Raw genomic sequence first — 13,884 nt, 5'->3', positions numbered from 1 at the left:
ACAAACTTTGAAGCGCGCCATAACCTTGGTCGAAAGACCGTTTTAAAAGTAAAAAAAGAAGGCCTGCGGGACAAGTCAGACAAGTGCCGCCGTCAGCGCGGCGGCAGCGTGGCGCGCCAGGCGTTGAGCGTCTCCACCTGACCGGCGCAAATGTGTAACGAGGTTTGTAACGCCAGGGCATAGCTTACCGCATCGCCCCAGGTCTCCCCCTGCAGCTGCGGCTGCTCACAGGGAGCGAATACCGACTCAGGGGGCAACAGCGGCACGGCCTGCGGCGCCGGCGGCCGGGCGCAGGAGCTCAAACACAGCGCCAGGCAGAGGCTGAGCGGCGCAGGGATCGTTTTTAATCGCTTCACGGTATTTCCTCTGATAAGCCTCGTGTTGCTGGCGCAGCTGCTGTTCCTGCCGCTGCTGCGCCGCCATCAGCGCACGATTTTGCGCATCCTGGGTCTGCAGGGTGGCGATTAGCCCGGCCTGCTGCGCCAGGCTTTTTTGCAATTCCGCCGCCTGTTGCCGCGCGGACACCAACTGGTGCGACAGCAACGCGCTGTAGCCGCCGAGGCAGATGGCCGCCAGCAACAGCAGCAGCAACCCGCCCTGCATCAGTTTTTGCAGCCAGCCGCTCATGCCGGATAGTCCCGAAACGGCAGCTGGAAGTGCGGGCCGTCCTTGAGGGTCTTCCATTCGCCGCCCCATTCGACGTTGATGCCGCATTCACGCGCCGCGCGCCGCACCGCCACCGCAATTTGCGCGTAGTAATCCCACTCCCAGGAGACCACGCCCGCCGGCATCGCCACCACGTCCACCGCGTGCCCGGTCAGATGGCGGCTGCGCAGCGTTTGGCTGTTGCCGGCGCGCACCATTTCCCGCTGGCGCGCCATGCTGCGCAGCCCCTCGTTAACGGAAAACGGCACCAGGGAATAGCGCAGCGCCAGACGAATAACGCGCACCAGATCCGGATGCACGCCGCGCAGGTTCTCTTCGCTGCGGGCGGTAAAGCGAATCTCTTCGATGTCATTTAACATTTTTAAACCCCGTTTTTTTGCCGATGAATTTTTTAATTAAGGCGTTGATGTAATCCGCCCCCATAAAGCCAATCAATACGCTGGCCAAATTCGCCCAGTTTAATTCCAGGCCCATCAGCGCCAGCGCATCGCGCACCGTCCAGGCCAATAACGCGCACATCGCCGCATTCAATAAACGTCGCCGAATACCCACGTTGCGATAGGCGCCGTGTAATAGCGCCATCACGCCGGCCAGAATGGCGTTCAATACCGGCTGAAGATATTCACATACTCGCTGGACTATTAAGCCAACAGCGTCAGGCTCTATGCTGGACATAGCTCATCTCCTTTTTTATTTTTAATTAAATGCCAATCACGGCCGGTGGGACATCGGATACTCAGAATCTAGTTAAGGATGCTATTACAAAGCAAATGAATAAATACAGGCCCTATGGTCGAATTCATTCATGCTGAATGCTGGCACAACACATAAACGCCAAGGCAGGCGGCAGTGAATAAAAAATTCATTCTTATCGTGATTTGTTTCGACTGTTATTTCTGCGAAAAATAAACATTAATGGCAACGGGAAATATTTCCCCATCGAAAAACATCCACTCTGGAGAAATGCCATGTCCACACGTAAAGCCGTTATTGGGTATTATTTTATTCCGACCAACCAAATCAATAATTACACCGAGACCGATACATCTGTCGTGCCGTTCCCGGTTTCCAACATCACGCCGGCCAAAGCCAAACAGCTGACGCACATTAACTTCTCGTTCCTGGATATCAACGGCAATCTGGAATGCGCCTGGGATCCGGCCACCAATGACGCCAAGGCGCGCGATGTGGTCAACCGTCTGACCGCGCTCAAAGCGCACAACCCCAGCCTGCGCATCATGTTCTCCATCGGCGGCTGGTACTACTCCAACGATCTGGGCGTGTCGCATGCCAACTACGTCAACGCGGTGAAAACTCCGGCGTCGCGCGCCAAGTTCGCCCAATCCTGCGTGCGCATCATGAAGGATTACGGCTTCGACGGCGTGGACATCGACTGGGAGTACCCGCAAGCCTCGGAAGTGGACGGTTTCATCGCCGCGCTGCAGGAGATCCGCACCCTGCTGAACCAGCAAACCGTCGCCGACGGCCGCCAGGCGTTGCCGTACCAGTTGACCATCGCCGGCGCCGGCGGCGCCTTCTTCCTGTCGCGCTATTACAGCAAGCTGGCGCAGATCGTCGCGCCGCTCGATTACATCAACCTGATGACCTACGATCTGGCCGGCCCCTGGGAGAAGGTAACCAACCACCAGGCGGCGCTGTTCGGCGATGCGGCCGGGCCGACCTTCTACAATGCGCTGCGCGAAGCCAACCTGGGCTGGAGCTGGGAAGAGCTGACCCGCGCCTTCCCCAGCCCGTTCAGCCTGACGGTCGACGCCGCGGTGCAGCAACACCTGATGATGGAAGGCGTGCCGAGCGCCAAAATCGTGATGGGCGTGCCCTTCTACGGCCGCGCCTTCAAGGGCGTCAGCGGTGGCAACGGCGGGCAATACAGCAGCCACAGCACGCCGGGCGAAGATCCGTACCCGAACACCGATTACTGGCTGGTGGGCTGCGAAGAGTGCGTGCGCGACAAGGATCCGCGCATCGCCTCCTATCGCCAGCTGGAGCAGATGCTGCTGGGCAACTACGGCTATCAGCGGCTGTGGAACGACAAGACCAAAACGCCTTACCTGTATCATGCGCAGAAAGGGCTGTTCGTCACCTATGACGATGCCGAGAGCTTCAAATACAAAGCGAAATACATCAAGCAGCAGCAACTGGGCGGCGTGATGTTCTGGCATCTGGGTCAAGACAACCGCAACGGCGATCTGCTGGCCTCGCTGGATCGCTATTTCAACGCCGCGGACTACGACGACAGCCAGCTGGATATGGGCACCGGGCTGCGCTACACCGGCGTCGGCCCCGGCAACCTGCCGATCATGACCGCGCCGGCTTATGTGCCGGGCACCACTTACGCGCAGGGCGCGCTGGTGTCCTATCAGGGTTACGTCTGGCAGACCAAGTGGGGTTACATCACCTCGGCGCCCGGTTCTGACGGCGCCTGGCTGAAAGTGGGCCGCGTGGCGTAAGCCGTAAAAAAACCCCGTAGCCGAATGCTGCGGGGTTTTCATTGAGTTAACCGTTTGATTTTCGCGTCCCTTCGTCTCTATTCCTTCAGTTGTGGCACCAAGGATAACCGCCATCCCGCACCACTTCGCGGCCCATCAGGCTGTAGACATCGCTTTTGCGCGTCAGCCGCTCATGCCACCAGTTAAACCCGGCGCCCTTGCTGGCCGGGTGCCACGCCAACCAAATCATTTCGTCGCCCTTTTGCATCTCTACCGGCACCGTCACCAGTTCGCCGCTGGCCAATTCCTTTTCGATCAAAGCAGGCGGCAGAAAAGCGTGGCCGATGCCGCGTTTGAGCAGCGCCAGGTTGCTTTCCACGTCGCATACCACCAACTGACGCTGCAAGGGCAGCGTGCCGTGATTGCGCTTGGGCAGCTCATGGCTGCTGTCGGCGATCACCACCACGATGTCGTTCAACCGCTGTTTCTTGCACACCGGCTTTCTCTGCGCCGCGAACGGGTGCGAAGGCGACACGCACAGCACAAAGTTGAGTTTGCCGAGCATCAGGGTTTTGGCCTGCACGCTGTCGGGAATTTGGCCGATGGCGATGATCAGATCCGCCCGGTTGTTCTTCAACGCATCCCAGGTGCCGTTCAACGCTTCCCGCTGTACCGAGATACTGGCGTTCGGGCAATGTTGAATATAGTCGCGGATATCCTGCGTCAGGGTTTCCAACGGGAAGAAGGTGTCTACCGCCAGGCGGATATTATTGTCCAGCTTGGGGATGTTGCGCACCCGGCTTTCCAGATCCTGCACCGCATTTAATATCCAGCTGCCTTCCTGCAGGAGAAATTCCCCTTCATCCGTCAGGGTAATCATGGGGCCATTGCGATGAAAAAGTTTCACGCAGAGTTTGCTTTCAATATTGGAAACCCGATAAGAGATCGCCGAAGGCGTTTTATGCAGCGCCTCCGCCGCCATAGAGAAAGATCCGGTGCTCTTGATGGTGCTGATTATTTTAATCGCGTCCAGGGATAATCTAGTCATACAAATTCCTCTTTAAAATAAAATAAGAAAAATGACACTAAATTCCCAAGGTGGTGGCGCACAAAAATCGATCAAATCGAACAAGGGTACTCATAGCAACAAGCAATATACTTCATAAATGAGAGCGCTATCTTAAATACTATTCATCACGACCTGATATAAAATTCATCATAGCGCCCTACTTTTACACAGCGACAGTTAAATAAATTCAGCCTAACGATCAAAGTTCGTCATCATAATAATTTTCGTTAATAGCCGTTAAAACATTCCGCTCTATCGCATGACCAGAATGATAAAAATAAAACAAGCCGACAAGAAGGGTTATTTCTAATTGCGTTATTAGTCTCTCATTTTGTCGGTGAAATACGCTCAACTTACAACATAATTTCAGTCAGGAGTGACTTATGAACAAAACTTCCCGTACCCTGCTCTCTCTGGGCCTGCTGAGCGCGGCCATGTTCGGCGTTTCGCAACAGGCGAATGCTCACGGTTATGTCGAGTCGCCGGCCAGCCGCGCCTACCAGTGCAAACTGCAGCTCAACACCCAGTGCGGCAGCGTGCAGTACGAACCGCAGAGCGTCGAAGGCCTGAAAGGCTTCCCGCAGGCCGGTCCGGTTGACGGCCATATCGCCAGCGCCAACAAGTCCACCTTCTTCGAACTGGATCAGCAAACGCCGACGCGCTGGAACAAGCTCAACCTGAAAACCGGCCCGAACTCCTTTACCTGGAAGCTGACCGCGCGTCACAGCACCACCAGCTGGCGCTATTTCATCACCAAGCCGAACTGGGACGCTTCGCAACCGCTGACCCGCGCTTCCTTTGACCTGACGCCGTTCTGCCAGTTCAACGACGGCGGCGCCATCCCTGCCGCGCAGGTCACCCACCAGTGCAACATACCGGCAGATCGCAGCGGTTCGCACGTGATCCTTGCCGTGTGGGACATAGCCGACACCGCCAACGCCTTCTATCAGGCGATCGACGTCAACCTGAGCAAGTAATCCGTCAAAAGGGGGACATCTCTGGAGGGTTCAGCCTGGCGCTGAACCCTTTTTTTGCAGGTGCCGCTATTGCGACATATTGAGGATAGTGCGCACATTGAGCGCGCTGGTGGCGATAATATCGATGGCGCCGGTGCGCAGCGCGCCCAAAATCGCCAGCGCCTTGGTATTCTCGGAGGCAATGGCGATCACGCAAGGAATTTTGCGCAGCTCATCAATGCTCAGCCCAATCACACGGTCATTCATCACCGTGTCGACATGCTGCCCCTGGGCATTGAAAAAGTCATAGCCGGCGATGTCGCCGATCACGCCCTGATTAAGGCTGGCGTCGATAATCTCGTGCGGCGTAAACCACCCCAATTTCACCATATAGCTGTTTTCATTCATGTCGCCAATGCCGACTAACGCCACATCGGCCTTACGCGCGCGATCCAGGGTTTCCTTGATCGTGCCGTTCTGCATGAAGGCGTCTTTCAACGCGCGATTTTCGACGTAGGCCGGCGCATAGAGCGTCTCGCTGCTGCCGCCGAACTTCTTCGCCAAACGCCGGCTGATGTGGTCGGCGTTGATCGCATCCCCCGGGCGGTGGGTGCCGCCGATGCCGCAGATGAACTTGCAGTTGCGCTCCGTCACGCTGCCGACGTGATCGGCGATCGCCGCCACGTTGCGTCCCTGCCCGACCGCCAACACCATATCGTCTTTCAGCGACATCGCCAGGTAGTTGGACACCAGCGCCGCCACCTGCCGACGCTGTTCCTCTTCGTCCTGATGATCGAGCGCGATCAGCGCGCGGCTGATGGGAAAACGTTCCATCATCTGCTGTTCCAGCCGGGTGCTGAACACCGGGTGATAACGCACGTTGATCTCGACGATGCCTTCTTCCTTGGCGCGCTTGAGCAAACGACCGACTTTGATCCGTGAGATGCCGAACTTTTTGGCGATCTCTTCCTGCGTGATCTCATCCTGATAATAAGCAACGGCGATTTCGGTCAGCAGTTCGTTATCCTGGGACACAGTTTGTTTTTCCATCCGTTAGACGTTTCCCCACGGCAGGCCGGTTAATCATGGCGGAGGGACGATACACGCCCCTCCGACAATGCTGAATGCCCGCTAGTATAACGCGTTCAGGCGGCAACGGTATTCAGTCGTTGCTCCACCTCGTCCGCCAATCGGGTCAAGAGCAGGCAGCAAGATACCGCGCCGGCGTCCAGTACGCCGCGCGAACGCTCACCCAGACGGCTGGCGCGGCCGATTTTCGCCACCAGCTCGCGCGTGGAATCGCGCCCGCGCGCCGCGGCGATCCTCATCTGTTCCAGCGCAGCGGCGAAGTCGTCACCGCGCCCCGCCGCCTGCTCAAACGCCGCTACCGCCGGTATCAGCGTATCCATCAGACACTTGTCTCCCACGCCCGCGCTGCTGATGTCCTGCAGTTCGCGCAATCCGCCGTGCAACATCGCCAAAAATGCCTGCTTATCCAGCACGCTGCGCTCGCGCACGCTCTCCGCCATGCCCATGAACAGGCTGCCGTACAGCGGCCCCATCGAACCGCCGATGCCCTCCATCAGCGCATCAGAAACCGCATCGAACGCCTGCGCCAGCGTGAGCTCGCGGCCGCGAATGGCATCGCCGCACATCGCGAATCCCTTCGACATGTTAATGCCGTGGTCACCGTCACCGATGGCGCCGTCAATTTCGCTCAGGTATTCGCGGTTGCTGACAATGGTTTCTATCAGCCCCGTAACGATCTCACTGCCGTACCGGGTTGAAATTTGTTCCGTCATGATTCACTCCACCTGGGTTAAGCCTAAAGATTGCGCCGGCATGTCCAGCAGCGTTTTCAGTTCGTCATCCAGCGTCATCAGCGTCAGCGTCACGCCCATCATTTCCAGCGACGTGAAGTAATTGCCGACATAGCGCCGATGCACCCGCACGCCTTTCGCCGTCAACCGACGCTCTATTTCGGCATAATAGATATACAGCTCCATCACCGGCGTGGCGCCAAGCCCGGAGATCAGCAACGCCACCTCCTGCCCCTGTTCCAGCGGCATGTCGTTGAGCACGAAATCGAGCATGGTGCCGGCCATCGCCGACGCCGACTGGATCGGCGATACCTCAATGCCCGGTTCGCCGTGATGGCCGATGCCGATCTCCATCTTGCCGTCTTCAATATGAAAATTGGGTTTGCCGACCGCGGGAATGGTGCAGGAACTGAGGCCGACGCCGATCGAACGACACCGGTCGATGGCTTTTTGCGCCGCGCCGATCACGCCGTCCAGATCGTATCCCTTGGCCGCCGCCGCCGCGCCGACCTTCCACATCAGAATTTCTCCGGCCACGCCGCGCCGTTTATCGATCTCACTGGCCGGCGCCGAGGCGACGTCATCGTTAGCCACCACGGTTTTCACCCGTATGCCGGCCGCCGTGGCCTTCTTGATCGCCATCTTGACGTTCATGTTGTCGCCGGCGTAGTTGCCGTACAGGCAAGCGACGCCCGCACCGCTGTCCGCCGCCTTGAAAGCGTCGAGAAAAGCCCCCGCCGTAGGCGATGAAAAAATCTCGCCAATCGCGACGGCATCCAGCATGTTTTTGCCGACATAGCCCAGAAACGCCGGCTCATGGCCGGAACCGCCGCCGGTGACGATGCCCACTTTGCCGGCGATCGGCGCCGGCGGATATTTCAACACCCGCGCATTGTCGGTGGCGGCGTAATAGTCCGGGTGGGCCAGCTTATAGCCCTGAATGGCGTCTTCCACTACGTGATCGGGATCGTTAATGATTCTGTTCATCGCGGCCTCTCTGTCGCCTGAATAAGAAATTATTGAATGGTGTAACCGCCGTCGACCACCAGGTTGGCGCCGGTGATCATCGCCGCCGCGTCACCGGCCAAAAACAGGGCGCTGGCGGCGATATCTTGCGGCTCAGCAAAGCGCCGCAGCGGAATTTTCTGCTTCATCTGCTCAGCCACCTCGCCAGACCAGGCTTTGCGCCCCAGCTCCGTCAAAACCACGGTGGGTGAAATGGCGTTGACCCGCACGCTGTGTGGCCCCCACTCCAGCGCCAGCACCTGGGTCAAGCCGATAACGCCCGCTTTGCTGGCGCAATAGGCCAGGTGATTAGGCAATGCCACCACCCCGGCCTGCGAGGCGAAATTGATGATGCTGCCGCCGCGCTGGCGAATGAAACGGCGGCCCACCGCCTGGCAGGTGAGAAACACGCCTTTCAGATTGACCGCCAGGGTTGCATCCCACGCCGTTTCCGGCAGTTCCTCAGCGGGATGCAGCGCAACGATGCCGGCGCTGTTGACCAGCACGTCCAGCCGCCCGAAATGCGCCTCAATCTGCGCCACCGCCCGCTCCACCGACGCGGCATCGGTGACGTCGGCCACGACACCCAGCGCCGCCTCGGCGTCCAGCTGTCGCGCCACTTCCGCAACCTGCGGCGCACGATCGAGCAGCGCCACGCGCGCGCCGTTTTGCAGATAGCGTTCGGCGATAGCGAGGCCGATCCCCGCAGCGCCGCCGGTAATCAGCGCCACCTTGCCCTGCAGCGAGAGCTCGCGCGGCGCCGTAGTTTGATGATTAATCATATATTTCCCCTTAAAACTGTGAACTTCGCCCTCGGTCAGGATATTTTCGCCAAACTCGCGCCGCGTTCTTCCGACGCCGTCGCGCTTTCCTTCGGCAGCGTGACAAATTTCATCAGCACGCCGCTGAACAGGTACAAGCCGGTAAAGATCCAGATCACGCCAACGGTGCCGAGACTGCCGATAAACAGCCCCACCACCGCCGGGCCGACAAAGGTGCTCAGGCCGGCGCCCAGATTGAGAATCGACATCGCCGCGCCCTTATTGTCCGGCGCCAGCGACGGCATGATGGCCGACAGCGGCACGAACGCCGCCAGGCAGGCGCCGAACAAACCGGCGGCGCAAACGGTCAGCAGGTAGTTGGCGCCGAAGAATTGCGGCACGTAGTAGAACATCAGCGTGGTCAAGGCGCAGCCGACGCAGCCGAACCACATCACCACATTGCGCCAGCCGAGACCGTCGCTGATCACGCCGAAAATCAGGTTGAAAATGATGTTGACCGTCCACAGCGCGGCGTACATCTGCAGCCAATGCGTGCGGGTGAATCCCATATCCATCATGTACATGGGCATGAATACGACGAAGCCGTATGCCGCGGAGGTATTAATGGTGCGCACGATGCCGCCCAGGCCGATCTTCGGGTTTTCAAACGCGATGGTGATGCCTTTCAAGACGTAACCCAGCGACGCCTTTTCACGGTTGCCGCTCTGTGCCGCGCCTTCGTCGCGATTGAGCATCAGCGCAATCACCGCGCCCAGCACGACGAAAATCAGCGCGCTCCACAGCGTGTGGATCTCGCCGAGATAAGGCAGCATGATGCTGGAATACAGCACGCCCAGCACGCTGAGCCCGCCGCTGTAAACGAACCAGAAAATCCCCACCGCCGACCCCAGTCTTTCCGGCGGCGCCTCATACGCCACCCACACCAAAAAACCGTAGGCGAACAACGGATAACCCAAGCCGCGCAGCGCATAGGTCGGCACCATGATCGCCAGGTTGTTGCTCGGCAGGCCGAACGTCAAAAAGCACACCGAACCGAACAGAAACAGCAGCAGGCCGGCCAACATCACCCGCCGGGCGGTAAAGATTTCCGCCAGCACGCCGGAAAACCAGGCGGCGATCGCGGCCGCAAAGCCATAAACGCTGAACAGCAGCGCCGATTCCTGAATGCTCAGCCCCTTGCCGATCAAATAAGGCGACAGCCATCCTTGTTCCAGCCCTTCGCCCATCATGAACACCAACACGCCGGCATAGCCCAGCAGCAGTTTCGGTGACAGACCAATGCGATGAATCAGTCCATGCAACATAGAACACCCCAGCACATGTGATTATGGAGGCGCAGGCTCGCCCGCACCCGAAGAACGATGCAGGTTTCAGAGGTTTGGATTAAGCACCACTTTGATTGAACCGATGCCGCGCTTCATCAGCTCGAAGCCCTCGGCGAACTGTTCCAGCGGCAGCGTATGCGTCACCACGCCTTCGGTCGGCAGATCGCCATTGGCGATGCCTTCGATCACCAGCGGGTAGCAGTAAGGGCCGAGGTGCGAACCGAGCACGTCCAGCTCTTTGCGGTCGCTGATGATGCTCCAGTCGACGGTCACCGGATCCTTGAACACGGAAAATTCCACGAAGGTGCCGAGTTTGCGGATCAGCGTCAGGCCCTGTTCCACGGACTTTTGGGCGCCGGTCGCCTCGATGTAGATGTCGCAGCCGTAGCCGTCGGTCATCGCTTTAACCGCCGCGGGCACATCGTCACGGGTCGGGTTCAGCGTCACATCCGCGCCGAAGCGCTTCGCCAGCGCCAGACGCTCGTCGGACAGATCCAGCACCACCAGCTTCGAGGGCCCGGACTTTTTGATCGCCCCGATCATGCCCAGCCCCAGGGTGCCGGCGCCGGCCAGCACCACGACATCGCCCAGTTTGATATTGGCGCGTTGCACCGCATGGAAGGAGCAAGCATAGGGTTCGATCAGAATGGCTTTTTCGATCGGCAGATCGGCCGGCACGTGATAGTTAATCGCCTCTTTGGTGAACTTCATGTACTCGGCCATGCCGCCATTGACGTTTTTCTGGAAACCGTACAGGTCATGCTTTTCGCACATCCAATACTGGCCGCGGTTGCAGAAGCGGCATTGCCAACAGGGAACGATCTGTTCTGATATCACCCGATCGCCGAGATTGAAGCCCTCGACGCCTTCGCCGTATCCCACCACGTGGCCGATAAACTCATGACCGGGGATCATCGGCGCCTTGATGTATGCCGGTTGTTTTTCATCGCCCCAGAAGCTGGGCGCCCCTTCGAACGCTTTAACATCGCCGGCGCAGATGCCGCAGGCCTCGATCTTCACCAGGATCTCTTTCGGGCCGATCTTCGGTACCGGCACCTGTTCCAGGCGGTAATCTTTCGGGGCGTACGCCACAACCGCCTTCATGATCTCGGGGATACCGTCCGCCATTTTCGCCTCTGTCATGCAGGTCTGACACATAGCACTCTCCTCTGGTAGGGTGACTCTTTATGATCAATAACACAAACAAAGAACAAATGAACACTAACGTCACGCGTTCAATTTGCCCACAGAGAACTTACCAAACTGTGATATCGCTCAAAAACCCGTCTGCATGAGGATAAATAACGATTAAAACCCCTTTTTTAGTGACAACCGTCACCTTTTAAAGGGGGAGCAGAAAAATCAGGTAAAAAACAAAAGAACATCAATTGAACATTTGATTAAACAGGGATACGGTAATGAACGTGGCGCCACCGAGGATCGCCGCCCTTTTCGTTACCAATCAGGAGACCGCTATGCTGCCTATCGCCATCGGCGCCGACGATGCCGCCATTGAACTGAAGGATCTGATCGTCGCCCACCTGCAACGACGGGACATTCCCGTCATTGACTACACGACGGATCGCACCGCAGAAACGGGGATCTATCCCGATATCGCCTATCGCGTCGCGCAGGCGATACGGGAGGAAAAACATCGGCGGGGGATCCTGCTGTGCGGCACCGGCATCGGTATGAGCATCGTGGCCAATAAAGTGCCCGGCATTCGCGCGGCGCAGTGTCACGATACCTACTCCGCCCAACGGGCGCGCAAAAGCAATGATGCGCAGATCATCACGCTGGGCGCGCGGGTCATCGGCGCCGAACTGGCGAAAACCATCGTCGATGCCTGGCTGGAATCGGAGTTTGAAGGGGGAGGATCGGCGCCGAAAGTCGAGCGGATCGGCTATTACGAAAACGCGGTCGGTCGGCGTTAAACCGCCTGCAGTCTCGATGGCGGTCGCGCGCAAGCCGCGCTCCGCCTGGGTTTATTCGTCATTCATTGTTATTATCCATCGCAACAATCAGAAAAAGCGCATTTTCATTCTCGATCCGATGATGCAGTGTGTTCCCCCTATGATGAAAAAGGTTCTCATTTCCCTACGTTGAGCTTGGTCAAGGAGCTTATCAATGAATCAATTAGACGCACTCAAGCAGCTGACCACGGTGGTCGCCGACAGCGGCGATATCGAATCCATCCGCCAGTTCGAACCCCAGGACGCCACCACCAACCCTTCGCTGATCCTGAAAGCCGCCGCGCTGCCGCAGTACAAAGCGCTGATCACCGAAGCGCTGGAGTATGCCCGCCGTCAGGGCGGCAGCAAGGAAACCCAGCTGATCAACGCCAGCGATAAACTGGCGGTCAACATCGGCGTCGAGATCCTCAAAAGCGTGCCGGGCCGCATCTCCACCGAAGTGGACGCCCGCCTGTCGTTCGACCGCGGCATGTGCGTCGCCAAAGCGCGCAAACTGATCGGCATGTATCAGGAACAGGGCATCGACAAATCGCGCATCCTGATCAAGCTGGCTTCCACCTGGGAAGGCATCAAAGCCGCCGAAGAGTTGGAAAAAGAAGGCATCAACACCAACCTGACGCTGCTGTTCTCCTTCGCTCAGGCCCGCGCCTGCGCCGAAGCCGGCGTGTATCTGATCTCGCCGTTCGTCGGCCGCATCTATGACTGGTACCAGGCTAAACAGCCTGCCGCCGACTACGACGCCGATCAGGATCCGGGCGTGAAATCGGTGCGCACCATCTATGAATACTACAAGCGTCATCGTTACCAGACGGTGATCATGGGCGCCAGCTTCCGCAAAGTTGAGCAGATCCTGGCGCTGGCCGGCTGCGATCGCCTGACCATCGCGCCGAACCTGCTGGAGCAGCTGAAAAACAGCGAACAGCCGGTCGAGCGCAAGCTGACCCCGTCGACCGAGGGCTTCCACCAACCCGCTCCGCTGGCCGAAGCGGAATTCCGCTGGCTGCACAATCAGGACGCCATGGCGGTAGAAAAACTCGCCGAAGGCATCCGCCTGTTCGCCGTCGACCAGCAAAAGCTGGAAGACATGTTGGCCGCTCAACTGTAATCGCACTGGAGTTTCGTTATGTCTTCTCGTAAAGAGCTTGCCAACGCCATCCGCGCACTCAGCATGGACGCCGTACAAAAAGCAAATTCCGGCCACCCGGGGGCCCCTATGGGCATGGCGGACATCGCCGAAGTCCTGTGGCGCGACTACCTCAACCACAACCCGACTAACCCGCACTGGGCTGACCGCGACCGTTTCGTGCTCTCCAACGGCCACGGCTCCATGTTGATTTACAGCCTCCTGCACCTCACCGGCTACGACCTGCCGATGCGCGAGCTGGAAAACTTCCGTCAGCTGCATTCCAAAACCCCGGGCCACCCGGAGTACGGTTACACCCCGGGCGTTGAGACCACCACCGGCCCGCTGGGCCAGGGTATCGCCAACGCCGTCGGCTTCGCCATTGCCGAACGCACCCTGGCGGCGCAGTTCAACCGCCCTGGCCACGACATCGTCGACCACCACACCTACGCCTTCATGGGCGACGGCTGCATGATGGAAGGCATTTCGCACGAAGTCTGCTCCCTGGCCGGCACCCTCAAGCTCGGCAAGCTGACCGCCTTCTACGATGACAACGGCATCTCCATCGACGGCCACGTCGACGGCTGGTTCACCGACGACACCGCCCTGCGTTTCGAAGCCTACGGCTGGCACGTGGTGCGCAACGTCGACGGCCACAACCCGGACGCCATCAAGGCGGCGATTGAAGAAGCCCGCAAGGTGACCGACAAGCCGTCGC

15 protein-coding genes and 1 pseudogene are annotated in these 13,884 nt (G+C 58.6%); 5 read left to right on the top strand and 11 right to left on the bottom strand.

The annotated features are described in order from the left end of the window. Window positions 1–92: 92 nt before the first annotated feature. Genes J9788_RS05515 through J9788_RS05500 form a run of 4 tightly spaced genes read right to left on the bottom strand, consistent with a single transcriptional unit; the run spans window position 93 to window position 1,341 of the window. Window positions 93–266, bottom strand: coding sequence for a hypothetical protein (locus J9788_RS05515; protein WP_004936544.1), 174 nt, complete (start codon window positions 264–266; stop codon window positions 93–95). Further along, window positions 247–627 (bottom strand): DUF2570 family protein, encoded by a 381-nt coding sequence (locus J9788_RS05510; protein WP_046896236.1) that lies wholly within the window; start codon window positions 625–627, stop codon window positions 247–249. Before J9788_RS05510 ends, J9788_RS05515 begins: the two co-directional genes overlap by 20 nt. Continuing rightward, on the bottom strand, window positions 624–1,025 hold the full coding sequence (locus tag J9788_RS05505) for a M15 family metallopeptidase (protein ID WP_182265501.1): 402 nt from the start codon (window positions 1,023–1,025) through the stop codon (window positions 624–626). Before J9788_RS05505 ends, J9788_RS05510 begins: the two co-directional genes overlap by 4 nt. Next, on the bottom strand, window positions 1,015–1,341 hold the full coding sequence (locus J9788_RS05500) for a phage holin, lambda family (RefSeq protein ID WP_033643982.1): 327 nt from the start codon (window positions 1,339–1,341) through the stop codon (window positions 1,015–1,017). Before J9788_RS05500 ends, J9788_RS05505 begins: the two co-directional genes overlap by 11 nt. Before the next feature lie 293 nt (window positions 1,342–1,634). Here J9788_RS05500 and J9788_RS05495 point away from each other — a divergent pair, with 293 nt between their 5' ends. Next, entirely contained in the window at window positions 1,635–3,134 is a 1,500-nt protein-coding gene (locus tag J9788_RS05495) for a glycosyl hydrolase family 18 protein (RefSeq protein WP_046896234.1), read from the top strand. An 85-nt stretch (window positions 3,135–3,219) separates the two neighbouring features. On the opposite strand, the gene J9788_RS05490 is transcribed toward J9788_RS05495, so the two are convergent. After that, window positions 3,220–4,161, bottom strand: coding sequence for a LysR family transcriptional regulator (locus tag J9788_RS05490; RefSeq protein WP_025303805.1), 942 nt, complete (start codon window positions 4,159–4,161; stop codon window positions 3,220–3,222). A 404-nt stretch (window positions 4,162–4,565) separates the two neighbouring features. Between J9788_RS05490 and J9788_RS05485 the strand changes: the two genes are divergently transcribed. Then, window positions 4,566–5,159: a lytic polysaccharide monooxygenase gene (locus J9788_RS05485; RefSeq protein WP_046896233.1), complete on the top strand. Its 594-nt coding sequence runs from the start codon at window positions 4,566–4,568 to the stop codon at window positions 5,157–5,159. 66 nt (window positions 5,160–5,225) lie between these two features. Here J9788_RS05485 and J9788_RS05480 read toward each other — a convergent pair whose 3' ends face one another. From J9788_RS05480 to J9788_RS05455, 6 genes are all read right to left on the bottom strand, one after another. Then, entirely contained in the window at window positions 5,226–6,188 is a 963-nt protein-coding gene (locus J9788_RS05480) for a sugar-binding transcriptional regulator (protein WP_004936575.1), read from the bottom strand. Between the two features lie 95 nt (window positions 6,189–6,283). Continuing rightward, the gene (dhaL, locus tag J9788_RS05475) at window positions 6,284–6,940 is read right to left on the bottom strand and encodes a dihydroxyacetone kinase subunit DhaL (RefSeq protein ID WP_033643985.1); all 657 of its coding nucleotides are present in this window, start codon (window positions 6,938–6,940) and stop codon (window positions 6,284–6,286) included. Window positions 6,941–6,943: 3 nt separating this feature from the next. Then, window positions 6,944–7,945: a dihydroxyacetone kinase subunit DhaK gene (locus tag J9788_RS05470; protein WP_046896232.1), complete on the bottom strand. Its 1,002-nt coding sequence runs from the start codon at window positions 7,943–7,945 to the stop codon at window positions 6,944–6,946. Window positions 7,946–7,974: 29 nt separating this feature from the next. Further along, window positions 7,975–8,745 carry an SDR family oxidoreductase gene (locus J9788_RS05465; RefSeq protein ID WP_182265502.1) on the bottom strand — a complete coding sequence of 257 codons (771 nt, stop codon included), beginning with the start codon at window positions 8,743–8,745 and terminating at the stop codon, window positions 7,975–7,977. Between the two features lie 35 nt (window positions 8,746–8,780). After that, window positions 8,781–10,049 carry an MFS transporter gene (locus J9788_RS05460; RefSeq protein WP_046896230.1) on the bottom strand — a complete coding sequence of 423 codons (1,269 nt, stop codon included), beginning with the start codon at window positions 10,047–10,049 and terminating at the stop codon, window positions 8,781–8,783. 66 nt (window positions 10,050–10,115) lie between these two features. Then, window positions 10,116–11,228, bottom strand: a complete 1,113-nt coding sequence (locus J9788_RS05455) for an alcohol dehydrogenase catalytic domain-containing protein (RefSeq protein ID WP_033643987.1) — start codon at window positions 11,226–11,228, stop codon at window positions 10,116–10,118. A gap of 317 nt (window positions 11,229–11,545) precedes the next feature. Between J9788_RS05455 and rpiB the strand changes: the two genes are divergently transcribed. From rpiB to J9788_RS05440, 3 genes and pseudogenes are all read left to right on the top strand, one after another. Continuing rightward, complete coding sequence (gene rpiB / locus J9788_RS05450) at window positions 11,546–12,004, top strand: ribose 5-phosphate isomerase B (protein WP_033643988.1); 459 nt, start codon at window positions 11,546–11,548, stop codon at window positions 12,002–12,004. 193 nt (window positions 12,005–12,197) lie between these two features. Next, a complete protein-coding gene (tal, locus tag J9788_RS05445; RefSeq protein WP_016926754.1) occupies window positions 12,198–13,148 on the top strand; it encodes a transaldolase in 951 nt (316 codons plus the stop codon). 18 nt (window positions 13,149–13,166) lie between these two features. After that, window positions 13,167–13,884 (top strand): annotated as a pseudogene (locus tag J9788_RS05440) (transketolase); the annotation flags it as partial.

The sequence above is a fragment of the Serratia sp. X10 genome (assembly GCF_017811775.1).
Classification (GTDB): Bacteria; Pseudomonadota; Gammaproteobacteria; order Enterobacterales; family Enterobacteriaceae; genus Serratia; species Serratia ureilytica.
This window is presented reverse-complemented; position numbering and strand designations above follow the sequence as displayed.

Bases quoted from the DNA above. Each gene is read 5' to 3' on its own strand.
- J9788_RS05510 (WP_046896236.1), bottom strand. From the start codon at position 627: ATGAGCGGCTGGCTGCAAAAACTGATGCAGGGCGGGTTGCTGCTGCTG.
- J9788_RS05505 (WP_182265501.1), bottom strand. From the start codon at position 1,025: ATGTTAAATGACATCGAAGAGATTCGCTTTACCGCCCGCAGCGAAGAG.
- J9788_RS05500 (WP_033643982.1), bottom strand. From the start codon at position 1,341: ATGTCCAGCATAGAGCCTGACGCTGTTGGCTTAATAGTCCAGCGAGTA.
- J9788_RS05495 (WP_046896234.1), top strand. From the start codon at position 1,635: ATGTCCACACGTAAAGCCGTTATTGGGTATTATTTTATTCCGACCAAC.
- J9788_RS05490 (WP_025303805.1), bottom strand. From the start codon at position 4,161: ATGACTAGATTATCCCTGGACGCGATTAAAATAATCAGCACCATCAAG.
- J9788_RS05485 (WP_046896233.1), top strand. From the start codon at position 4,566: ATGAACAAAACTTCCCGTACCCTGCTCTCTCTGGGCCTGCTGAGCGCG.
- J9788_RS05480 (WP_004936575.1), bottom strand. From the start codon at position 6,188: ATGGAAAAACAAACTGTGTCCCAGGATAACGAACTGCTGACCGAAATC.
- dhaL (WP_033643985.1), bottom strand. From the start codon at position 6,940: ATGACGGAACAAATTTCAACCCGGTACGGCAGTGAGATCGTTACGGGG.
- J9788_RS05470 (WP_046896232.1), bottom strand. From the start codon at position 7,945: ATGAACAGAATCATTAACGATCCCGATCACGTAGTGGAAGACGCCATT.
- J9788_RS05465 (WP_182265502.1), bottom strand. From the start codon at position 8,745: ATGATTAATCATCAAACTACGGCGCCGCGCGAGCTCTCGCTGCAGGGC.
- J9788_RS05460 (WP_046896230.1), bottom strand. From the start codon at position 10,049: ATGTTGCATGGACTGATTCATCGCATTGGTCTGTCACCGAAACTGCTG.
- J9788_RS05455 (WP_033643987.1), bottom strand. From the start codon at position 11,228: ATGTGTCAGACCTGCATGACAGAGGCGAAAATGGCGGACGGTATCCCC.
- rpiB (WP_033643988.1), top strand. From the start codon at position 11,546: ATGCTGCCTATCGCCATCGGCGCCGACGATGCCGCCATTGAACTGAAG.
- tal (WP_016926754.1), top strand. From the start codon at position 12,198: ATGAATCAATTAGACGCACTCAAGCAGCTGACCACGGTGGTCGCCGAC.